The 21,006-nt window shown below is 67.3% G+C and carries 20 protein-coding genes and 3 pseudogenes; 18 read left to right on the top strand and 5 right to left on the bottom strand.

Annotated elements, in window-relative coordinates:
* Positions 1-16: 16 nt before the first annotated feature.
* From BM339_RS35565 to BM339_RS35545, 5 genes are all read left to right on the top strand, one after another.
* Complete coding sequence (locus tag BM339_RS35565; RefSeq protein WP_033329715.1) at positions 17-256, top strand: (2Fe-2S)-binding protein; 240 nt, start codon at positions 17-19, stop codon at positions 254-256.
* On the top strand, positions 253-1,704 hold the full coding sequence (locus BM339_RS35560; protein WP_083598338.1) for an FAD/NAD(P)-dependent oxidoreductase: 1,452 nt from the start codon (positions 253-255) through the stop codon (positions 1,702-1,704). Before BM339_RS35565 ends, BM339_RS35560 begins: the two co-directional genes overlap by 4 nt.
* The gene (locus BM339_RS35555) at positions 1,701-2,834 is read left to right on the top strand and encodes an NAD(P)/FAD-dependent oxidoreductase (protein WP_177287858.1); all 1,134 of its coding nucleotides are present in this window, start codon (positions 1,701-1,703) and stop codon (positions 2,832-2,834) included. Before BM339_RS35560 ends, BM339_RS35555 begins: the two co-directional genes overlap by 4 nt.
* On the top strand, positions 2,831-4,204 hold the full coding sequence (locus BM339_RS35550) for an MmgE/PrpD family protein (protein ID WP_075023734.1): 1,374 nt from the start codon (positions 2,831-2,833) through the stop codon (positions 4,202-4,204). The genes BM339_RS35555 and BM339_RS35550 overlap by 4 nt, the downstream gene beginning before the upstream one ends.
* Before the next feature lie 279 nt (positions 4,205-4,483).
* On the top strand, positions 4,484-4,792 hold the full coding sequence (locus BM339_RS35545) for an SH3 domain-containing protein (protein ID WP_021592018.1): 309 nt from the start codon (positions 4,484-4,486) through the stop codon (positions 4,790-4,792).
* 21 nt (positions 4,793-4,813) lie between these two features.
* Here BM339_RS35545 and BM339_RS35540 read toward each other — a convergent pair whose 3' ends face one another.
* Positions 4,814-6,430, bottom strand: coding sequence for a GMC family oxidoreductase (locus BM339_RS35540; RefSeq protein WP_075023733.1), 1,617 nt, complete (start codon positions 6,428-6,430; stop codon positions 4,814-4,816).
* A 74-nt stretch (positions 6,431-6,504) separates the two neighbouring features.
* Positions 6,505-7,497, bottom strand: coding sequence for a methyltransferase (locus BM339_RS35535; RefSeq protein WP_024934026.1), 993 nt, complete (start codon positions 7,495-7,497; stop codon positions 6,505-6,507).
* A gap of 211 nt (positions 7,498-7,708) precedes the next feature.
* Between BM339_RS35535 and BM339_RS35530 the strand changes: the two genes are divergently transcribed.
* The 11 genes and pseudogenes from BM339_RS35530 to BM339_RS35480 all read left to right on the top strand — a co-directional run bounded on the left by BM339_RS35530 (position 7,709) and on the right by BM339_RS35480 (position 15,157).
* Positions 7,709-8,506, top strand: coding sequence for a helix-turn-helix domain-containing protein (locus BM339_RS35530; protein WP_143118739.1), 798 nt, complete (start codon positions 7,709-7,711; stop codon positions 8,504-8,506).
* Positions 8,507-8,534: 28 nt separating this feature from the next.
* Positions 8,535-8,840, top strand: a pseudogene (locus BM339_RS52760) (aldo/keto reductase); the annotation flags it as partial.
* 37 nt (positions 8,841-8,877) lie between these two features.
* Complete coding sequence (locus BM339_RS35520) at positions 8,878-9,897, top strand: FAD-dependent monooxygenase (protein ID WP_083598336.1); 1,020 nt, start codon at positions 8,878-8,880, stop codon at positions 9,895-9,897.
* Between the two features lie 349 nt (positions 9,898-10,246).
* Positions 10,247-10,678 (top strand): fumarylacetoacetate hydrolase family protein, encoded by a 432-nt coding sequence (locus BM339_RS35515; RefSeq protein WP_218163838.1) that lies wholly within the window; start codon positions 10,247-10,249, stop codon positions 10,676-10,678.
* Entirely contained in the window at positions 10,675-11,223 is a 549-nt protein-coding gene (locus tag BM339_RS51915) for an amidohydrolase family protein (protein ID WP_083598335.1), read from the top strand. Before BM339_RS35515 ends, BM339_RS51915 begins: the two co-directional genes overlap by 4 nt.
* A gap of 411 nt (positions 11,224-11,634) precedes the next feature.
* Positions 11,635-11,811, top strand: a complete 177-nt coding sequence (locus BM339_RS50925) for a hypothetical protein (RefSeq protein ID WP_218163837.1) — start codon at positions 11,635-11,637, stop codon at positions 11,809-11,811.
* 80 nt (positions 11,812-11,891) lie between these two features.
* On the top strand, positions 11,892-12,284 hold the full coding sequence (locus tag BM339_RS52755; RefSeq protein ID WP_075023727.1) for a cyclase family protein: 393 nt from the start codon (positions 11,892-11,894) through the stop codon (positions 12,282-12,284).
* Complete coding sequence (locus tag BM339_RS51910; RefSeq protein ID WP_256255626.1) at positions 12,275-12,550, top strand: hypothetical protein; 276 nt, start codon at positions 12,275-12,277, stop codon at positions 12,548-12,550. The genes BM339_RS52755 and BM339_RS51910 overlap by 10 nt, the downstream gene beginning before the upstream one ends.
* A 37-nt stretch (positions 12,551-12,587) precedes the next feature.
* A pseudogene (locus BM339_RS52750) lies at positions 12,588-12,719 on the top strand (fumarylacetoacetate hydrolase family protein); the annotation flags it as partial.
* Complete coding sequence (locus BM339_RS35485) at positions 12,706-13,116, top strand: fumarylacetoacetate hydrolase family protein (RefSeq protein WP_256255639.1); 411 nt, start codon at positions 12,706-12,708, stop codon at positions 13,114-13,116. The pseudogene BM339_RS52750 and the gene BM339_RS35485, both read left to right, overlap by 14 nt.
* 706 nt (positions 13,117-13,822) lie before the next feature.
* Complete coding sequence (locus tag BM339_RS35480; protein ID WP_075023724.1) at positions 13,823-15,157, top strand: DUF1996 domain-containing protein; 1,335 nt, start codon at positions 13,823-13,825, stop codon at positions 15,155-15,157.
* A 129-nt stretch (positions 15,158-15,286) separates the two neighbouring features.
* On the opposite strand, the gene BM339_RS52880 is transcribed toward BM339_RS35480, so the two are convergent.
* Positions 15,287-16,117: a transposase family protein gene (locus BM339_RS52880; protein ID WP_420883415.1), complete on the bottom strand. Its 831-nt coding sequence runs from the start codon at positions 16,115-16,117 to the stop codon at positions 15,287-15,289.
* Positions 16,081-16,440 (bottom strand): annotated as a pseudogene (locus tag BM339_RS52875) (transposase family protein); the annotation flags it as partial. The pseudogene BM339_RS52875 and the gene BM339_RS52880, both read right to left, overlap by 37 nt.
* Between BM339_RS52875 and BM339_RS35470 the strand changes: the two are divergent.
* Together BM339_RS35470 and BM339_RS49110 are read left to right on the top strand one after the other, a co-directional pair.
* On the top strand, positions 16,337-16,639 hold the full coding sequence (locus BM339_RS35470) for a transposase (RefSeq protein WP_075023723.1): 303 nt from the start codon (positions 16,337-16,339) through the stop codon (positions 16,637-16,639). The pseudogene BM339_RS52875 and the gene BM339_RS35470 overlap by 104 nt on opposite strands.
* A complete protein-coding gene (locus tag BM339_RS49110; RefSeq protein WP_143118738.1) occupies positions 16,582-17,205 on the top strand; it encodes an IS3 family transposase in 624 nt (207 codons plus the stop codon). The genes BM339_RS35470 and BM339_RS49110 overlap by 58 nt, the downstream gene beginning before the upstream one ends.
* Positions 17,206-17,505: 300 nt before the next feature.
* Here BM339_RS49110 and BM339_RS49105 read toward each other — a convergent pair whose 3' ends face one another.
* Positions 17,506-20,673 (bottom strand): WD40 repeat domain-containing protein, encoded by a 3,168-nt coding sequence (locus tag BM339_RS49105; RefSeq protein WP_143118737.1) that lies wholly within the window; start codon positions 20,671-20,673, stop codon positions 17,506-17,508.
* Positions 20,674-21,006 lie beyond the last annotated feature (333 nt).

Genomic DNA, 21,006 nt, shown 5'->3' with positions numbered 1-21,006 from the left:
CGCGGATACCGTACCGGTGACCATAGACGGAGACGTGCACCGCGCCCGCACCGGCGACACCGTCGCCGCCACTCTTCTGCGGCGGCCCGTGCGCGCGTGGCGGCGTACGAACGGCGGTGATCTCCGCGGTCTGTTCTGCGGCATCGGCGTCTGCTTCGACTGCACGCTGACGGTGGACGGGGAGCCCCACGTGCGCGCCTGCCTGACGCCCGTCCGGGCGGGCATGGTCATCGAAACCCATGGCGGTGCGGTGTGATCACCAATGCGTCCACCGGTACGTGCCGTGACTCGTGCTTCGACGTCGCGGTCATCGGCGCCGGACCGGCCGGGCTGGGCGCCGCCGCGGCCGCCGCGGCCGCGGGCGCCGCCACGATCTGCATCGACGGTCAGCGGCGGCCGGGCGGTCAGTACTACCGGCAGCCGGCCGGGGCCGCGGCGGCATCCGCGGACCGGCGGCAGCGAAGCGGGGCCGCGCTGTACGAGGCAGCCGTGAACGCCGGAAGCAGCTATCTGCCAGGCACCGGCGTCTGGGGTCTGAGCGAGGACCCGCACACGACGACGGTTCGGCGCGTGGAGCTGGTCACGGACGGGCGACTGTCCCAGGTGTCGGCCCGCAGCATCGTCGTGGCCGCCGGGGCGCGGGAAAGGTGCGCGGCGTTCCCCGGCTGGACGCTGCCGGGGGTGCTCACTGCGGGAGGCGTTCAAGCCCTGTACAAGCAGCACCGGATCGTCCCGGGCAAGCGGATCCTGCTGGCCGGCTCCGGCCCGCTTCTGCTGGTCGTCGCCGCCGCGATGGTCCGCGCGGGGGGCGAGGTCGTGGCCGTCGTGGAGGCCGCCCGCGTCGGCGGTCACTCCCTGCGGCATCCCTTGTCGACCACCGCGACCATGGTCCGCCAGCCGGCGAAGATCTGGGAGGGCGTGCACAGCGTGGCGGCCCTGGCCCGGCACGGCGTCCGGGTTCGCACAGGCTGGGGCGTCGTCCGGGCACACGGCCGCACCGAGGTCACCGGGGCGACCATCGCCAGGCTCGACCGCCAGTGGCGGCCCATTCCGGGGACAGACCGCTACCTGGACTGCGACACCATTGCGATACATCACGGCCTCGTGCCCGCCACCGAAATGTTGCAGCTACTCGGCGTGTCTCTGTCCTATCAGCCGGCGCTGGGCGGGCATGTCCCAGTACGGGACGACACCATGGCGACCGACGCGGCCGGCGTGTTCGCCGCGGGCGACGGAGCCGGGGTCGGCGGTGCCGGCCTGGCTCTTGTCGAAGGCGAGATCGCCGGTGCCGCGGCGGCGGCCCACGCGCTGGGCATGCCCTACTCCACGGCCGACCTCACCAGGTCACAACGGGTGCGGCTGCGCCGCGAACGCCGGTTCCAGAAGCACTACAGCGAGCTGTTCCGGTCACGTCCCGGTCTTGCGGACCTTGCCGGCCCCGACACCCCGCTGTGCCGCTGCGAGAACGTGCCGGAACGGGAGGTGTCCGCTGTGATCAACGCGGGCGCCACAACGGTGACGGCGGTGAAATCGCTCACCAGATGCGGCATGGGCAACTGTCAGGGGCGGGTGTGCGCTCCCCTGATCCAGGACTGCCTCACCCGGCACCTCGGTCCGCCGCCGGAACAGCCACCCCCACTGCGTGCCAGGACTCCGCTGGAACCGGTGCCACTGTCCGCGTTCGCCTCCGAGGCGGGGCAATGATCCCACCGGAGCAGATGCCCGCAGTGGTGATCGGCGGTGGTGTCATCGGCTCGGCCGCCGCGTACTACCTGGCGCAGGCCGGGATCAAGCCGATCGTGCTGGAACGGGATCCCATGCCGGCGCAGGCGTCGGTGCGCAACGCGGGCGGCGTACGGGCCCAATGCCGCAGCCGCGTCGAGCGCCTCCTCGCGATGCGCAGCATCGACCTGTGGGCGAAGTTCACCGCGGACACCGGAGATGACCTTGAGTATCACCGGGGCGGCAACCTCCGGCTGGCGCTCAAGGAGAGCGGCCTGAAGACCTTCGCCGCCGAGGCGGTCGAGGAGGCGGCCGACGGCCTGCACACGGAGATCTGGGACCGAGGCGACCTCCGGCGACGGGCCCCTTACCTGTCCCCGCGGTTCGCCGGCGCCAAGTACTGCGCGAGCGACGGACACGCCAACCCGATCCTCGCCACGTGGGCGATGACCCGCGCCGCGGCCCGTGCCGGGGCGGTCATGTGGTGGGGAGCGCGGGCCGAGGGCATCGAGACCCGGGGCCGCCGGGTCGTCGGCGTCCGTGGGTCCGCCGACGGTGCGCCGTTCCGCATCGCCACCCCGCTGGTGATCCACGCCGCCGGGCCCTGGACCTCGAAACTGGCCGCTGACCTCGGACCCCAGTTGCCGCTCACACCGGCGCGCAACGCCATCCTCGTCACCCAGGCCGCGGCGCCGCTGTTCGGCACCTTCGTCTCGTCCCACGAGTTGGGGGTCTACATGCGGCAGGCCCGCGCCGGGCAGGTGCACATCGGCGGAGTCTCCAATGTGCTGGGCACCTTCGACCAGGAGGTCACGACCGGGGAGATCACCTCACTCGCCCGGGCGTGCGAGGTGATCCCGGAGCTCGGCGGCATGAACGTGCTGCGCGTGTGGTCGGGAACCCTCGACATGACGCCGGACCACCTGCCGATCATCGGCCGACCGGCCGGGATCGACGGCTACATCGTCGCGGCGGGTTTCAGCGGCCACGGCTTCTGCCTCAGCCCGGCGGTCGGCCGCACGCTGTGCGATCTGGCGTGCGAGTCCGCCCCGGGCCTGGATATCTCGACCCTGAGTCCGGACAGGTTCTCGACCGGCGGTGGCACGGCATGACCGGCGAGCTCGCACTCGAACGCTTCGCCCGTGAACTGATGTCGTCCCGTGAGCGCCGACCCGGACCGTCCGCCCGCCGGATGGCGCACCGTTGCCTGTCGGATGCGCTCGCCTGCGCCGCCGCCGGCGTCCTCACCCCGGCGTACGAGCGGGCCAGGACAGCGGCGGGCCAGCTGTTCGGCGCGGGCGACGCCACCGCCACGGTCTGGTTCGACGCGGTTCCCGCACCGGCGTTGCAGGCCGCCTTCCTCAACAGCGTCGCGGTGTCGGCGCACGATCTCGACGACGGCCATCGCGCCGCCGCCGGTCATCCGGGCGAGGCGGTCGTCCCCGCGGTCATCGCGGAAGCCGAATCACAGGGCCTGCCCGATGTCGATGTGCTGCACGCCATCGTCGCCGGCTACGAAGCCGGCGTCCGCATCGCCGCCGCGCGAGACACCTCGGCCCTGACCACGCTCGCCACCGGGCGCTGGGCCGGTTTCGCCGCCGCGGCGGTGAGCTGCTGGATCGCGGGGGACGATCCCGGGACCGCCGCGGCCGCGCTCGCGCACGCGGGGTCGCTGTCCCCGCAACTGATCGCGCCGGATCCGCGGCGGGTGGACGGGCTGAAGGAGGCTACTCCGTGGGGAGTCACCGCCGGCCTGGCGGCGGCGCGGCTGGCCCGGGCGGGCATCCCGGCTCCCACCTACCTCCTTGAGGCACACCCCGATTTCCGGCCAGAGCGCCTCGGCGCGGTACGAGTCGACCATGAAGCGGCCATACTCGGTACATACTTCAAACGCTATTCTTGCTGCCGCTGGATCCATCCGGTCATCGATGGGCTCAGCGCGATCCGAGCGCGGCGGAAACTCCGCATCGACACCGTCGAGCAGATCGAGATCCTGACCTTCGGTCGCAGCCTGACGCTGAGCAATGTGGTTCGCCCGCAGACCACCGAAGAGGCCCACTACAGCTTCCCGTTCTGCGCGGCGCTGAGCCTCGTGCGCGGCCCGTCGGCCCTGCTGCCCATATCCGCGAGTTCACTGCACGACGCCCAGGTCATCGAACTCGCCGACCGTGTAGTCGTGCGGGCCGACCCGGACCTGGAGAGGCTGTTTCCAGCGAACACGCCCGCGATTGTGCGCGTATACGCCGGTGACGAGGTGCACGAAAAGCGGATGGACACCGCGCGCGGCGACCCCGGCCTGCCTTTCCGGCCGCAGACACTACGCGCCAAGCACCGGCGTCTGCTCTCACACCTCCCGAGCGGTGCGACCGCGGTGGCGGACGCCCTCAACACCGCCGGCAAGACCGACCTCGGTGCTCTCACAACCGCGCTCCGCGCCACCAACCACAACGACGAGGGCCTGCCGGGTGGGGACCTTTATTGAGGCGGTTTCATCCGCAGATTCGGACTGCCCAAAACGATCTTAGACCGTCGATCGCCCAAAGTCGAGCATGTGCGTCGATTGTCACCCCTCACGCGAAAGCGACCCATGCCAAGAGGGTGGCCGCCCGATGCCGAGAAAAAGGGGCGCCGGTCGACTCTTGACATCGAATAAACGAGAGATCACCATGATCACAAGTCGCTCGAAAGATCCCCTGGCCGCTACGGCAATCCCCTGCGCTGCGGCTATTTCGAGCCGGTGACCTCGACCGAGGGAGAGACAATGCGCAAGCGAGCCGTGTCCGTGATGATTGCTGCGATGATGGCGATGCCCGTCCTGACCATTGCGCCCAGCGCGGCAGCGGTTTCATGTTCGGACCGCAACTTCATTGTGGAAGTCGTCGTCAACAGCGCTCCGGTGCATTCGAACTACTATGGGTCGGCTCCCGTCATCGCGAGGTTCAACGACGGCAAGCTCATCCATATCGACAAGCTGTGCATAAACAATTTCGGTAACCTGTGGTACCACACGGACTGGCCCAGCACGAAGGGCTGGATCTACCGGGACTATGTGGAGTACTACTCGGGCTGATTCCGCCCGTCCTGCCCGGCCTCAGGTGGCGGTGGTGATGAGGTCGGCTGCTCGCCAGGCCAGGGCGGAGACGGGGCCGTTGAGGTTGCCGGCGACCATCGTGGGCAGCACGGAGGCGTCCACGACGCGCAGGCCGGTCACGCCACGGACCCGCAGCCGGGGGTCGACGACATCGTCGTCGTCCGGGCCCATCGCGCAGGTCCCGATGGCGTGGTAACCGCAGGTGCCCTGCTCCAGCCCGGCGGCGATGATCTCGTCGTCGCCCTGGACGCCCGGCCCGGGGACCGTCTCGTGCTCGATGCGGCTTGCGAGGGGCTCGGTGGCGAACAGGCGGCGGATGGCGCGGAAGACGTCGACCGTCCCGGTGCGGTCGTGCTCGGTGGCGAGGTAGTTGGCGTCGATCTCCAATGGAGCGTCGGGATCGGCCGAGGTGATGCGGATGCTGCCCTCGCTGTCGGGCCGCAGGACGTAGCCGATGCACGCCATGCCGGGCTCCCGCTCCATCTGCAGTGGCCGCTCGCCGGGTTCCGGCGGCAGCAACGAGAACGGCGCGATCTGGATCTGGGCATCGGGCCGGTCGAGCTCCGGACGGGTCTTGAGGAAGCCGACGATCTCGAACCCCGGCCCCGCCAGCGGCCCCCGCCGGGTCGCCTCGTACCGCGACGCCGCCGCCTCTTGGCCCGGCTCGGTGCTGAGCAGCCTGTTGTAGCCGAGGTCGCCGGCGAGGCGGAACTGCAGCAGCAGCACGCGGTGCTCGCGGAGCCTGGCGCCGACGTTGGGGCTGTCGACGACGACGTCGACGCCCGCGGGCCGCAGCACGTCCACGGGACCGATGCCCGAAAGCTGCAGGATCTTGGGCGTGGCGATCGCACCTGCCGCCAGGATCACCTCGCGGGCGGCGCGGTGCTCGACGGCCTGCCCGTTCCGGCGGCCCCGCACGCCGACCGCTCGACCGCCGTCGAGCAGCACCCGATCGACGGCGAAGCGGAGGGCGACGGTCAGGTTGGGACGGCCGGCGACCGGGTGGAGGAACGCGTCGGCCGCGCTGCACCGGCGGCCACGCCGGATCGTCGCCATCGCGTAGCCGATGCGCTCCTCGTCGGCCTCGTTGAGGTCGCGCGTCCGGCGCCAACCGAGCCGGGTGCCGGCGGTGATGACGTCGTCGAGCAACGGGTCGGCCTTGTCGGCGGTCTCCTCGACGGACGAGATCCGCAGCGGACCACCCGCGCCCCGCACGTCGGAGCCGCCGAGCTCGTTGTCCTCGATCTCCTTGAAGACCGGCAGCATCTCGTCCCAGGCCCACCCCGGGTTGCCGAGGCGCTCGAGCGCGTCGTAGTCGGCTCGGTGGCCGCGGTTGTAGATCATGCCGTTGACCGAGCTCGACCCGCCGAGGGTCTTGCCGCGCACCCAGTGCTCGACGTGCCGCGACGGTCCGAACGGGCGCACGGGGTAGTGCCATGCGGTGGCCGGGTCGGCCAGCAGCCGGGCGTAGCCCATGGGCATGGCGATGAGCGGGTCGGCGTCGTCGTCGCCGGCCTCGACCAGCAGCACCTCGACCCCGGGGTCCGCGGAGAGGCGGTTGGCGAGCACGCATCCCGCCGGTCCGGCGCCGACGATGACGTAGTCGAACTCTGTCACGGGTGACTCCCTTCGCTGCAGTCGCCCTTCGCGTCGGCGACCGGGCTGACCGACGGCACGGCCGCCCCGCGGGCTCAGGGCTTGCGGGCCATCACCACGCCGTTGGCGCCGGGCGCCTGGAAGGAGACGACCTGGGGATCGACGAAGCCGACGTCGGTCAGCCAGTCGCTGTACTCGGCCGCGGTGTAGTTGCGCCCTTCGGTCTCGACCAGCATGTTGAGGCTCATGAGAGCTGCCGGGACGGGCCCCGCCTTGTCGTCGTCGACGAGCAACTCGCAGATGAGGACCGCGCCGCCGCTGTCGAGCGCCTCGAACGACTTGCGCAGCAGGAGGCGGTCGCGCTCCTCGTTCCAGTCGTGCATGATCATCGAGAACAGGTGCAGGTCGTGGCCGGCGGGGAAGCCGGGGTCCTCGAAGAAGTCGCCGGGCGTCACCGCGATGCGGTCGGCCAGACCGGCGTCCTCCACGTTGCGGGCGGCGATGTCGGCCACGAACTCCAGGTCGTAGACGGTGGCGCGGAGTTCCGGGTAGCGGTGGCACAGCGCGATGTCGAAGGCGGCGGAGCCGCCACCGACGTCGAGCAGCCGGCGGAACCCGCCGGCGTCGAACGCCGCCCCCAGTGCCTGCCCGGTCAGCGTGGAGAGGGAGTGCATGGCCTCCCAGAAGGTGGCCAGCACCTCGGGGTCGGTGCTCTCGAACATCGACCGCTCACGGTCGGGGTCCCAGGTGGTCGGCCGATTGGTCCGGATGGCCTGGGTCAGCTTGTCCCAGCCCGCGTAGAGCCGCCGGTCGAACATGGTGACGAGGCCGCCGAAGTGGCGGGGCTTGCCCGGCACCAGGTACTCGTCGCTGAGGGGGCTGTTGACGTAGCGGCCGTCCTGGTTCTGCAGCAGGCCCAGCGCGGCGCAGCCGGTCAGCAGCATCTCGGCCGGGCGCGACGCGATCCCGAGGCGGTCGGCGAGCTCGCCCGCGGTGGTGCCGGACGTGCCCGACAACTGCTCGAACAGCCCCAGCTCGCAAGCCGAAGCCAGGGTCTTGAACGACCAGAAACCGGTCGCCAACTCCATCAGAGGCAGTGGTGAGGGCGTATGGCCAGGCATGGGTTCCTCCCGAGCGTGTTCGAGGCAGGCTCCCTGCCTCCAGGTCTTCTACCGGCCACGATGCGATGACGAGCGGTTGCGGTATTGAATTTGTTTAACCTCGACCGGTTCCAGGCCGACCCGTCAGGGCGTAGCGGGCGATGCCGGTGGGTTCGTGGGGTTAGGTAGCCTCGTGGCCATGTCGGAGGAGGTGGCATCCCAGGGCCGGGAGCCGGCAGGCGTCGAGCATGAGCTTTCGCCGAGCATCGTGTTGCCGGCGGATGCCCGCCTGCGGCCGTGGGTCGCCCGTGACCACGAGGGGTTCGACGAGGCGGCATTTCCACGAGGCGACTTCGTGGACCCCGCCACGCTGGTGACAGTGCTGGCCGTGAAGGTGACGGACCAGCCGTGGCATCCCCCGGTGCTCGTCAACGCCCCGAGCACGACCTTCACCCGCGTCCAGGGGCCGTGGGCGCCCGCCATCGTGGCGCGCCTGGCCCCTCTCGGCGCCTACAAGCTGCTCGGGCCCGCCCTCTCGGAGATCAGCGGATCGTCGTACGTCGCTCTCGAGGACATCGTCGGCGCGGAGGCCCGCCGGCTCGGCGAGCAGGTTCAATCCGCCCCGACGTGGGACGAGCGTCGCCGGCTGCTCAATGACTTCCTGCTCGACCGCGCCACCAGAGGACCGCAGCCATCGCCCGAGGTGACCAGCGCCTGGCACCTGCTCGTCCGCTCCGGCGGGAGGAGCACGATCACGAGCGTCGCCCGCCAGGTGGGCTGGAGCCACAAGCACCTCATCACGAGGTTCAAGCAGCAGGTCGGCGTGACCCCGCAGATGGCGGCCCGGCTCGTGCGGCTCTCGACCGTGTGGCGGCACCTCGACCACGAGCAGAGCTGGGGCCGCATCGCCGCCGAGTCCGGCTACGCCGACCAGGCCCATCTCATTCGCGAGTTCCGCCACTTCACCGGCACCACCCCCGCCGCGCTCACCACCTGACCACGACACGGTCGCGGAAAACCGCTCTTTGACCTGGAGCGCGCTCCAGGCTGCATGGTGCCCCTATCGACCACTTCGAAGGGGAGGCCACCATGACGACGCATCGATATCACCTGCTCGGGCGTACGGACTCCGGGTCTCACTGATCGCGCTGGGCGCCTTGACGTTCGGCGAGGGCGGCTGGCGCGCGGGTGAGGACGCCGCCGACTCGATCTTCCTCCGCTACATCGAGGCGGGCGGCAACGTCATCGCCACCGCGATCAACTACGCCGGCGGCCGTAGCGAGGAGATGCTGGGAACGTTCATGAACGAGACCGGAATGCGAGACCGGCTCGTCGTCGCGACCAAGTTCGCCGTCGCCACCCGTCCCGGTGACCTCAATTCCGGAGGAAACGACCGCAAAACATCGTGGCCTCGCTCGACACATTCGCGACTACTGCGGCGGCTTCATCGGGCTGCTGCGCCCCGAGCTTTACGAGCGGCGGCGGGCCGCCCTGCCGGACGGCGTCCTGCGGGTCAACCGCCGCGTTGAGCGCCTGGAGCAGGACGAGTCCGGCGTGCGCCTGCACATGGCCGACGGCGACGTCCACGAGTGGGACGTAGTGGTGGTGGGGGCCGGCGGCATCGACTCGCTGGTCCGCCGCAGTCTGTGGGGCGAAGCGCCCAAACGGGAGCACAACCTGCACATCTTCGGCGGCTTCGTTCTGAGCGACGACATCAAGGCCGAACGGGGCCTGTGCCTCGTCACCCACAGCCGCACCACCCAGGGCGCCTGGACGTCCATCCGCCACAAGGGCCGCGACGGCTTCCAGTGGTGGACGCTCACCGCCCACGACGCGCGCGAGGAGTTCACCGGCGACCTGCACGCCACCGCCACCGAACTGGCCCACGAGTTCCCCGACCCGCTGCCGCGGCTCATCGCCGCCACCGACCCCGCCGCCGTCCAGCGCTGGGTGCTCCGCGACCGCAAACGGCTCAAGCAGTGGTCCAAGGGCCGTGCAACCCTTGCCGGAGACGCCGCTCACCCCACGTCTCCGTACGCCGCCTACGGGGCGGGCATGGCCACCGAAGACGGCTACTTCATCGGCCGTCGCCTGGTCGGCGTGGATCTGCGCGACTACCAGGCGGTTCGCGCCGCGCTGCAGGCTTACGAGACCCCGCGCAAGCCGCATACCGCCCGTCAGGTGCAGCAGGCGTTCATCCTCGGCAAGGTTTTCCACCACGCCCCACGCCCCCTGCAGACGGTCCGCGACCTCATCCTCGGCCGTACGCCCCTACTGCAGAAGACGGTCGGGGAGTCCTCACCTGGAGAGATCCTCAAGCAGATCGCCGAGATCGACGCCGCCGAAGGCGCCTTCCGCGCTGCTCTCGGCAAGGCGACCACCGAATGACGAATCCACCACTTCGAGGAGTCCCGTCCACGCAGGTATCCGGCATCGACCACGCAGGCATCTGGGCGCTGGGCGGAGCCTCCCGCGACGGAGGCCGCCCGGTACCGGCGGAGGCCGCCCGGTACCGGCGCTCGGCGCGCACGACCGGTACCTCGACCTGTCCGACCGGGAGAAGCTCGACCGTCCCGCCACGACGGCGGCGCTGCTGGAGGCCTGGGACGAGGCGCTGCCGGTCCTGGAACGACTGGCGGCCGACGAGCAGGCGCCCTGGCGCCTCTCGACGGCCTGACCTGGTACAGCCCGGTCGAACCGCGCAGGGTTTTCCAATGCGGTGCCAACTACCGCACCCATGTGGTCGATCTGGCGGCCGCCGACCACGACTGCTCGGGTCAACGACCTCACCCTGCGTGAGCGGGTCTTCCGCAAGGACATCCCGGAGCTGGGCGCCGACTGGCTGGCCTCGAAGGACTCGCCGACGTTCCTGCCGACCGGCCCGGCCCTCGTCCCGAGCGGGGCCGTCCCTGACCCCTCCGACCTGCGCATCGCCCTGCGCCTCAACGGCGAGGTCAGGCAGGACGAGTCGACCAAGAACTTCGAAGCGGCGCGGATCATCGCGCACTACTCGGACGTCTCGACGCTGCTGCCCGGTGACCTCGTCCTGACCGGCAGCCCCGCGGGCAAAGGCATGACGCACGGCCGGTTCCTGAGTCACGGCGACGTCATGACCGCCACGATCAGCGGCCTCGGTCGGCAGGTCAACCGCTGCGTGGACGAGCGATGACCGTCCCGAGCAGCGACGTCCACGCCCACCTGGCCGTCCCGGCCGTCGACGAGCTGATCGCCGACGAACCGGGCCTGGCCCGCCGGCGGCAGGCCGACGCGGCGACCCTCGGCCCGGCGGCCCTGGCCTACAGCCAGGCGCACATCGCCGACCTGGCGCCCCGGCTCACCGACCTCGATCTGCGCCTGGAGGCGATGGACCGGGCGAAGGTCGACATCCAGGCCGTCACGGCGGTGCCGCTGCTCCACCTGTGGGCCGACCAGCGCCTCGCGACGAGGATCGTCGCCGTCACCAACGAGGCCATCGCCTCCTACTGCCGGCTGGTCGGTGTGGGGACCGTCTCGCTCCAGCACCCCGGCCTGGCCGTGGCACAGATGACGGATGCCATGGAGACCTTCGGCTGCGCGGCGTGCAGATCTCCACCTCGGGCGGGCCGGGCATGGAGCTGGACGACCCGCGCCTGGCGGAGTTCTGGGCGGCGGCCGATGACCTGGGAGCCGCCCTCCTCATCCATTCCTGGGGCTGCGCTCTCGGTGAACGCCTGAACGCCTTCTACCTGTTCAACACCGTCGGCAACCCCACCGAGACGGCCCTGGCCCTCTCCCGGATCGTCTTCTCCGGTCTGCTGGAACACCACCCGGGCTTCGCATATAGTCCGCGCACGGAGGCGGCTACCTGGCCAGCTACTTCGGCCGCGCGGACCATGCCTGGGCCGCCGTCAAGACGCACGCACCACCCAGCGACGAGCGCAAGCGCATCGAAGCCGCCCGGTTCGTCCGCCGCGGCGCGTCGTTCAGCCTCTCCCTGCCGTTCGACGAGAACGGCCCGCAGAACGGCTGGCGGCGCAGGGTCAACCCGGTGCACACCATGATGTCCACCGGCCAGGACACCGCCGAGCGCCTCGGCCTCCCGCACGGCCTGACCGTGGCCGACGACGCGGTGTTCATGCCGCTGCAGTGCAGAACCAATGGGACGGGCTCGGCCACGTCTTCGACCACGGCATCACCTGGAACGTGCGCAGGGGCGCCGACGTGGTCACCAGCGAGGGCGACTTCGCCACCGGCATCGAGCGGATCGCCGCACCGGTGATCGGACGGCGGGGTCCTGCTCGACGCCGGCCGCGCACTCGGTGAGAACGGAGAGCTGCCCGACGGAAGCGCGATCACCAGTGACGATCTCGCCGAGGTGATCCGCCGGCAGGGAGACCTCCGCGGTGGGTCGCGGCGACATCGTCCTGGTGCGCACCGGCCGGCTGTCCCGGGTCCGTCACGGGGACGGATGGGGCAGCTGCGCGGGCGGGCCCGCCCCGGGCCTGTCGTTCGAGACGGCCGGCCGGCTCCACTCCACCGGGATCGCCGCGATCGCCACCGACACCTGGGGCTTCGAGGTGCGGCCCAACGAGTTCCAGGATTCCTTCCAGCCGCTGCACCAGGTGGCGTCGCCGCACATCGGCCTGCTGGCGGGGGAGATGTGGACTGGCGGCCGACTGCGCGCGGGATGGCGTCTTCGAGTTCTTCCTCGCCGCCCAGCCGCTGCCGTTCACCCACGCGGCCGGCTCCCCGGTCAATCCGGTCGCCGTGAAGTGAGGGGACCGCGATGCGACTGACCACTGTGATCACCCCTGGAGGGACACGGGTCGGCGTGCTGGACGGCGACGTCGTCCGGCTGCTCGACCCGGGCGCGGCGCTGCTCGACGTCGTCCAGGGCGGGCAGGAGACCCTGGACGACGTGGCGCGGCGGGTCCGCTCCGGCGACACCGTCCCGGTGGCCGAAGCCTCCTTCGGCCCGCTGTCCCAGCCGCCGACCGTGCGGGACTTCCTCACCTACGAAAAGCACATCGACGCTCTCGCCGGGGGAGTGCCCGACGAGTGATACGAAGAACTGCTGTTCTACTTTCTCCAACTCTGCCGCCATCGTCGCCCCGTACGCGGAGGTCGCCATCCCGCCCGGCGTACGGCAGATCGACTATGAGCTGGAGGTGGCCGCCGTCGTCGGCCGCGCCGGCTCGAACCTGACGCCCGAGCAGGCTGCCGACCAATGACGCGGCGACCACCCTCGGCCCATGGCTGATGACCGCGGACGAGTTCGTCGACCGCGTCGAGGACGGAAGACTGGCGCTTTGCCCGGAAGTGCGCCTCAACGAGACGTGCACCGGAGGCGACACCACCGCCAACATGTCCTGGTCGTTCGCCGACCTGGTGGCCTATGCCTCGCGCTGCACCGCCGTACGGCCCGGCGACGTACTCGGCTCCGGCACGTGCGGCACCGGCTGCATCGCCGAGCTCAACGCACGCCGCCCCGGCCTGGCTCGCTCCTGGCGACGTCGTGCGGATCGACGTCGAAGGGCTCGGGTATGTCGAGGACAGGCTCGTGCCCGGCCCCGCGCCCGTTTCCATCCCCCAGACCGGCGCCGCATCGTTCCGGGTGTGCCGTCATGACCGTCCAGCGTGTGCTCAGCCAAGGCGGCGCTGTCTTTTCCCACCGGGCGCCGAGCGGCCCATCATGATCGCCACCTTGCAGGCCGGGCTCATCGCACCGCTGGGCCATCTGCGGCATTGACCCGGAACCCGTCACCGTCCTCGGTGATTTGCGTGTCGATGTACGAACGCGCTCGTCCCGCCGTCGGTGTACTGGCCGCCCACGAGCGGAAATCAGCCGGACTGAAGCGAGAGGAATCGCTTCGGCCACATCAATCTCCCGCCGAGCAACGCGCAGCGTCGGCGTGCCTGAACGGGCCTTCTCGACCAGCGATATGAAGACCCTCGGTCGTGAGGGCCGCGTTGATCAGGCCGACCGAATGGCTCCAAAAGTCGGCGAGGGCACCGCCAGCTCTAGAAGCCAGGATGAACGACAGGTGCCGGCGGTAGGTATAGCGAATCCGGGAGGGCCGTGAGGACATTCCGTTCCTGTTAAAAGGTGAGCGGAAGTTGTGCCGAAAGATGCTGTGCCTTGGAAGGTCCAGGCTGATCGGCTGATGATTCCTTTCGGGCAAGGAGAACATCACGGTCGGTCACCTCTTACGAGGTTGTTACATGAGCGTGATGGAGGTCGAGTTCCGCAGTCCGTCTTGCCACTGTGATCCCAGTGATCGCAATGAGATCACTTCACCGCTCCCATCCCGCTAGGGAACGGCAAGGAGGAACCATGCGAAAGCAGCACCGACAACAGGGGCGCAGGCTCGCCCAACATCCTCGCGTCACGGCTCTCGCCTCAGCGGTCCTGGCCTCAGGACTCGCCGTCGTCGTGACCGGCGCGCCCGCGCTTGCTCAGGCGCCGCGGCCGCCCGCGGAGCAGTCGATCACCTGCCCGCCCGTAGCCGCCGAACTCCCCCCTGTCTCGGTCGCCGCGCGGGCCGAGGTCGACAGAAACCTGGCACTACTGGACGCTCAGATCGCCCAGGCCAACCGGCGGCTGGCCCGGTCGGCAGGCGAAGGTGGCCCAAACTTCGTCCGAAACGCCATTCTCGGCCCTCTCAAGGACAAGCGACTCGCGACGCTGAACCGCATCGCAACGGCCATCGGCCGCTCTGGATCTCGTCCGAGCGGCCTCGGGAGGCTGGCCGCCTGTTCCCTCAGCGATCGACCCGGCGGTCAGAACTCCGGTAGCCCGACCCCGGCGGACTTCATCGACATCCGCAAGGTCCCGGTCAACGTCCAAGCGCCCCGCAAGACATCCGCCGCGTCCCGCGGCAGCTTCGTCTCTCGCTGCGGGCGCAACGCTCAAGGGCAACACAATTCCGACAACGTCATCACATCGCCCGGAGTCAGCAACGGCGCCCACCACGTCCACGACTACGTCGGAAACACCTCCACCAGCGGCCAGTCCACCGACGCAACCCTGGCGGCCGCCGGAACCACATGCCTCAACGGGGACAAGTCCACGCACTACTGGCCGGTCCTGCGGCTGCGCAACGGCTCCGACTCCGATGCCAACGCACCCGGCGGAGGCAAGGACGGCAACATCGGAAGAATCCTCACACCAGCGAGCGTCACCCTGCGGTTCACTGGAAATCCGAGGAGCAAAGTAGTGGCAATGCCGCGCTTCATTCGGATCATTACCGGAGACGCCAAGGCGTTCACCAACGGCGGCGCCAAGGCCAACGCGCAGTGGACTTGCACCGGATTCGAAAACCGCCGTGTCGCCGACAAGTATCCGCTGTGCCCGAGGGGAAGCCGGGTGGAACGGATCCTGCAATTCCAAAGCTGCTGGGACGGTGCCAACACCGACAGCGCGAACCACCGTGACCATGTTGCCTTCACCACCCGCAACGGCACATGTCCTGCCGGTACCAAGGCCATCCCCGCCCTCGAGCAGCGAATCACCTATGCGGTTCCCCGCGGTGTGGTCTACGCCCTCGACACGTTCCCCGAGCAACTCCACAAGCCCATCACCGATCACGGCGACTTCATCAACGTCATGCCCGACGCCCTGATGAAACGGGCCGTCAATTGCATCAACACCGGTCGGCGCTGCACCTGACCTGACGTGTCTCCCTCGCCTCACCAGGTGCGGGCGAACGAGAGTAGGTCCTCCCTCGTAGCGCTGGATCCGAAGCAACGATCGGCTCTCAGCGTTACGAGGGAAGCGCGCTAACACGACCGGGAGAACTCAACGGTCATCGGGTGGATATCGACCCTCTAGAGCCAGGAGGCGGTAGCTCAGTCTTGCGTGGGTGTCCAGGGCCAGTGAGGTGGGGGCACCGCCATCGAGAGACTGGCGGCACACGAAATGCAGCGTGACAGTTCGGCACCTCGAAGCGCGCACGGGCCGTGGACGCGGTCGGCGAGGTGCCGTCGCACCACTTCGGTGGAACTTTGTGACCAGGTCGGCGTAGTGCTCGTCGCTGTACGGAAGGACCGAAAGCGTGGAGGCATCGCCTTTGTCGCGGCGCGAGCGTGAGCGACGCCATTCAGTCTCATGTGCACCGGCCGTCTCCAGGATCTCCAGTACGGGCGTGACGGCGTCGCAAGGAATCAATGTTGAGACGATGCCGATGTCGCGGCACCCGGAGCAAGTTACCGGTACACGTCCCCTAAGCAGCCGGCACCACCGTCCGAAAACCTTCCAGGGCGCGTCCTGCCCAATCGGTGAGCCTTTCTCAGCGTGATGTGGTCTCGCGGCGTTGCAGGGTGTGGATGGCTTTGGCGAGGCGGCCAGCGCGGGGAGGCAGCAGCGCAGTTTCCGTAGGATTCTCCATAATTTGAGCTGGGCGTTCGCGCGTTCACCGGGTCCGCGGAGCTTGGCGTGTGCGCGGTTGGCGTCCCTTTGTGGCTCGGGCTTGTCGCGTCCCTTGTAGGGCGTGAGGATGTGCGTGCCGGCGCCCTGGAAGGCCTTATCGGCCAGCACAAGTAGCCCGGTGGTGGCCAGCGCGCAGATGAGGCCCCAGATCCGGCGGCTTTCAGGTCGTGGACCGAGCCGCGCAGCGGTCCCGACGCCCACAGCAGCCCTTCGTCTGGGGCAGCGATGACCTGGAGGTTCATGCCGTGGCGGCGGTGCTTTCCCGAGTAGAAGGTCGGGTTGGCAGCGACCCGGTCGATTGAGATCAAGGTGCCCTCCAGCACCAGGCAGGGCAGCCCGGCTTTGACTGAAGCCCACCGGGTTCGGTGAAGTCCTTCAAGCCAGTCATGATCTCGGCTGGCAGGGAGGAGAGTCACCGCGATGGCAGTACCACGCAAGTACCCCCAGGAGCTCCGGGACCGGGCTGTGCGGCTGGCGTTGGAGTCCGACCGTCCGATCGCCCAGATCGCGGCCGATCTGGGCATTCACCGCGAAGCCCTGCGCACCTGGGTCCGCCAAGCCCAGGCTGATGCCGGCAAGCGCCCCGAGCAGTTGACCACCGCCGAGCGTGACGAACTCAAACGGCTGCGCCGCGAGAACTCCGAGCTCAAGCGGGCCAACGAGATATTGAAGGCCGCCACCGCGCTTTTCGCCGCCGAGCTCGGCCAGCCCCGGACGAAGTAGTCATGCCGGTCGACCAGTTGCGTGACCGCTTCGGGGTCGAGCCCGTCTGCCGGGTCCTGGACCGGTGCCCGGGCACCTACTACGGTCGCAAACACCGCCCGCCCTCAGCCCGCGCCCAGCGCGATGCGGTTCTGATCGAGGAAATCGAGGCCGTTCATCAAGCCAGCCATGGCACTTGCGGTGCCTACCGCGTGCACAAACAACTGCGCCGACAAGGCATGCAGGTCGCCCGGTGCACGGTGGAACGGCTGATGCGCGCCCATGGCTTGCAAGGCGTGCACCGCCGCGACCGGCGGCGCACCACCACCCCCGACGAGTCGGCGCCGCGGCCGCCGGACCTGGTCAATCGGCAGTTCACCGCCGACCGGCCAGACCGGTTGTGGCTGGCCGACATCACCTATGTGCGCACCTGGGAGGGGTTGGTGTACGTGGCTTGTCTGCTGGACGTCTTCTCCCGCCGGATCGTGGGCCGGAGTCGGCCGAAACTGAGGATCAAGCCAAAGACTGGATCGACGAAATCCAGAAGGGTGCCCGCGCGGGTATCGACCCGGCCACCTTCACCATGACCCTTGCCGAGTACGGCGAGAGCGTGATGACGCTGGCCACGCGGGGACTGGAGAGCAAGACCCTGGACCCGTACATGGCGGGATGGGGCTGCCGGGTCGTCCCGTCGCTCGGGCATCTCCGGGTCCGCATGATTACCAACGGGGCCGTAGACCGCACAGCCTATGCGTGGATCTCGGACGAATGCCTGGTGGCCCGCCGCCGCAGACATGCTCAGCCAGCATCACTACGTTCGCATTGCTCAGGCTAGACCAGTAATTCAACACTCGAGAAGTACATGCTTAGGCGGCCAAGTCAAGGTGCTAACTTCGACTTACGTTGCCGAAGTTACAAGCTCTATTCGGACCGTGTGACATGGTAGTATTCGCAGCGCTAAATTTAACAAGGGCGACCTCGCCCTTGTTTGTTCCAAGGAGTACCTTTGTCTCGTCAATGGCGAGGCCAGTGATGGAGCCGTGGACTGTCAGACGACCAACTTCTTTGTAGGCAAAAAGGTCGTGCAGTAGCAGTGTTCCGCCTGTCGATGCTGTGGCGAGATATCGGCCGTCCCGCGTGATCGCTGCTGATATGTCGCCAGTGATCTCATATGTGGGGCTATCTGCCCTCGGCCAGATCCGCCTGACGACCTCCCCGGAGGAGATTTGCCACACGTCAACAGCTGCCCATTCGGGAACGTAGAGGCCGCTGACCTGGGCAACGATGACAATGTGGTGTCCGTCTGGGGTGAATCTCACGGCTTTGACGTAGCAGCCGTCCCTTGCGAGCTCGCGGACCAGGTCTCCGGTGTCGATATCCCAGATCCGAATGACGCCGGCGGTGGTACCGGTGACGGCGAGTCGCCCATCGGGCGTTACGTCTACCGCGGTGACGCTGGAATGCCTGTCGGCATCAATGTGTAGCCAGATGGGCCTCTTGGATGGGTATGGCTTTTCGAAGCCGACAGGGGGGAGATTGGGATCGCCGACACCGTCACGCGATTCCCACTTATCATCGACGGGAACGCCAAATCTGGCTAGCTTGCGTACTTCGACTTGAAAGTCCAGGTCAAAAATCTCGATATTGCATTCGACTGTTCCGATAAAACAGTATTTGCTGTCGGGGGGAAGGTTGATCGCTTCGACGCCACGCGGAGCGTTCGCGATGGAATCCGCGCATCCGCTCGAAATCTTCCATACTTTGAGACCGCCGTCTTCGTCGACGGTAACCCCCCGGGTTCCATTGAGCCCGACCGCCCTTACGGCATTCTGGTGACCGTCCCTTGGTGTCCGAGCCGTGCGAGGTGGGGCGGAGAGGACGTAGGGATCACCTCCAATGGATGCCACGACAACCCGCCTACCGTCGGGCGTGATCGCCAGCGCAACGACATAAGGGTCGAAATGCACGCCGATGACCTCGCGACGCCACAGGTCCCAGATGGCGATGAACTGACGCCGTGAGTTGATCGAGTGAACGGCGGCATAATGCCCGTCGGGGGTAACGGCAGCACAGAGGTCCTCACGCACCTGGGCAACGTCGATGTACGCAGGCAACGTTGGCTTTTCGGCGCGCGCGAAGAATTCGACCTCTTCGTGACTCAATTCCCGTACTTCTCCGGTGATTAGATCCCATGAGCTGACTCCTTTCCCAGGGCCTTGAGCAAAGATTTTTTGACCGTCATTGCTGAATTTTACTGCAAAGATTGATTCAGTGGTTGGGAAGGTGCGGAGAACTGCCCCCGTATCCATCTCGTAGACGCAGATATGGTCGGAAAACCCGCCGGCAGCTACCGACTTGCCGTCTGGAGACACGGCAACTGTTGCCGCACCGCGCTCACCCAACTCGAGGGTATTTGCTAACGGCCAAGCGCCTCCAGAACCGGAACTCCACTCGACCCTAAGGGGGGAGATGTCCTTTTCGGGGTTTGTAGTGACTAAGTCAGCGACACCTGCAAATGAGCAATCGTAGCGAATCTGCTGCAAGGCGAGGGTGGGGTAATCAGCCGGCTCCCACTGCCGGAGGGTGGGTGCCTGCCGGATGAGTACGTTGTGAATCGTTTCGATCATGTCACTGTCGACGATATTGTTACGGAGCCTGCCGATCTCGGCCAGCAGTGAGTCGATCCCGGTTGTACTGAGGCGAGCCTGGAGGTAATCAGGATCGGTCAGCGTGTTCTCTATCGCCCGCAGACTGGAATCGGCATTCGTGTCCTTCACGAGTCGATGATGGTCGGTCAGATACCCCAGTAGGTGAACCGTGGCATGTGAATCCGTTACGTCGGTCCGAAAGGTATCGATGATGCGATGAGTCGCTTCTCGTGAATGAATGCCGTACCGCGTGGTCGAGCGGAGATAATCGCGCAACGATTCATGATGCGGCATGAACGGACCATCCGGAAAACTGCCATGTAGATAGGGTGAACAACACTCCAGGGCGCTATCTATGGTTGATAGGTCCATGCCTGAGATTCTGGCCAGTTGGTTACGTGTGAATCCGTCACCACGGCTCTGCGTGAGTAGTGCCAGCAGTGGGCAGATTGATTCGTGCCATTTCTTGGCGTCCGCAGTCACACGACGTGACAAGAACTTCTCGTAAAGCGCAGCCAATCCTTCGGGTAGCGCAAGTTCTTCGTTGGCCGGATCCGCCAGGAACTGATGGACTGCCTGCGCGGCGTACAAGAAGTTGCCGTTCGCTGCCCTGCTGATCTTGAGTGCCAGCGAGTGAGGGTCCTTGATGTGCGTGTCTCTTAGTCGCCGCAGGGTGTAGGTGTGTACGTCGTCGGTGCCACTTGGTCGGAGTTTCCCGAGGTTCAGGTGGTAGTCGGCGGAGAACCTCCTAGCCGTCGTGCCGCCGCGCGTGGTGAGCAGAAGACGTAGTTGCGGTATGGGGTCGTGCTGGATCGTTGACAGCAGCCACGCCAAAGTTGCCGGGTCACCGATTTGCTCATCGCTCTCGTCCACACCGTCCACCAAGATGATCACGTCATGGTCGAACTGGGAGAGTGGCTCCCTGATAAAGTCGTGGAGTAGCTTCCGAGGATTGGTGGCGGGAAGGGTGAGATCGGCTATCCCCGCAACGTTTGAGTTGTATACCTTTTTTGAGAAATTTATATTGATCCTGATGTTGGCGTCGGCTTCCGATCTCACCACCTTCTCGGCATAGCCTGGCACGGTCCAGCAGAGTTGGGTGGCCAAATGTCCGAGGACTGCTCGGGGCTCGAGTGATTGGAAGTGGCTAGCCTGACAGAAGTGCCATGCGTGTAGCCAATTCGAATTAAGTTCCTTAACAGCGGGCGCAGTGCCCGAGGAGATCTGCGCAAGGCGAGAGGCAAATGAGGATTTGCCGACCCCTGGTTCGGACACCACAACAAGGAAGGGGTCTGTGCTGTGGCTATGCCAGTCGGCGACGCGTTCGAGAGCCGCTCTCGGCTCGACGAACAGGTGTGGCTTCTCGAGCAACTCAGGTGGTATGCCGTGGTTGGTAAGTCTCTTCACCACTGACCTCTTCGATTCCAACTACCCGTGAATTTTCGACCTGGTTGATATGTTGCCGCACCTCGACGTCGCCACTCAGTCGAAATCGGCGAACTCCAATTACATCACCGTCTCGAACCTTGCCTAGGCGCTGGTTGATCGCCAACTTTCGCCTGGGTGGGGACTCTCGATCGATGGTTGTTCTTTCGCGAAAGCACTCAAGAGTGACCTGGCAAACGATTAAGGCGGCAAGTCCGATTCCGGTAGACGGTTTCCAGTTATTGGTCCAAATGTTGACGACTACGGCTACCGTGGCGGCGAGTGACACGGATGCAGCTGTTGAAGCTGGGTGGA

This window comes from Actinomadura madurae (assembly GCF_900115095.1).
Classification (GTDB): domain Bacteria; phylum Actinomycetota; class Actinomycetes; order Streptosporangiales; family Streptosporangiaceae; genus Spirillospora; species Spirillospora madurae.
Note: the sequence above shows the minus strand (reverse complement) of the source record. Positions and strands in the feature narration are given on the sequence as shown.

Coding starts and splice junctions, on each gene's coding strand:
- BM339_RS35555 (WP_177287858.1), top strand. CDS start 1,701: ATGATCCCACCGGAGCAGATGCCCGCAGTGGTGATCGGCGGTGGTGTC.
- BM339_RS35550 (WP_075023734.1), top strand. CDS start 2,831: ATGACCGGCGAGCTCGCACTCGAACGCTTCGCCCGTGAACTGATGTCG.
- BM339_RS35545 (WP_021592018.1), top strand. CDS start 4,484: ATGCGCAAGCGAGCCGTGTCCGTGATGATTGCTGCGATGATGGCGATG.
- BM339_RS35535 (WP_024934026.1), bottom strand. CDS start 7,497: ATGGAGTTGGCGACCGGTTTCTGGTCGTTCAAGACCCTGGCTTCGGCT.
- BM339_RS35530 (WP_143118739.1), top strand. CDS start 7,709: ATGTCGGAGGAGGTGGCATCCCAGGGCCGGGAGCCGGCAGGCGTCGAG.
- BM339_RS35515 (WP_218163838.1), top strand. CDS start 10,247: ATGTGGTCGATCTGGCGGCCGCCGACCACGACTGCTCGGGTCAACGAC.
- BM339_RS51915 (WP_083598335.1), top strand. CDS start 10,675: ATGACCGTCCCGAGCAGCGACGTCCACGCCCACCTGGCCGTCCCGGCC.
- BM339_RS51910 (WP_256255626.1), top strand. CDS start 12,275: ATGCGACTGACCACTGTGATCACCCCTGGAGGGACACGGGTCGGCGTG.
- BM339_RS35480 (WP_075023724.1), top strand. CDS start 13,823: ATGCGAAAGCAGCACCGACAACAGGGGCGCAGGCTCGCCCAACATCCT.
- BM339_RS35470 (WP_075023723.1), top strand. CDS start 16,337: ATGGCAGTACCACGCAAGTACCCCCAGGAGCTCCGGGACCGGGCTGTG.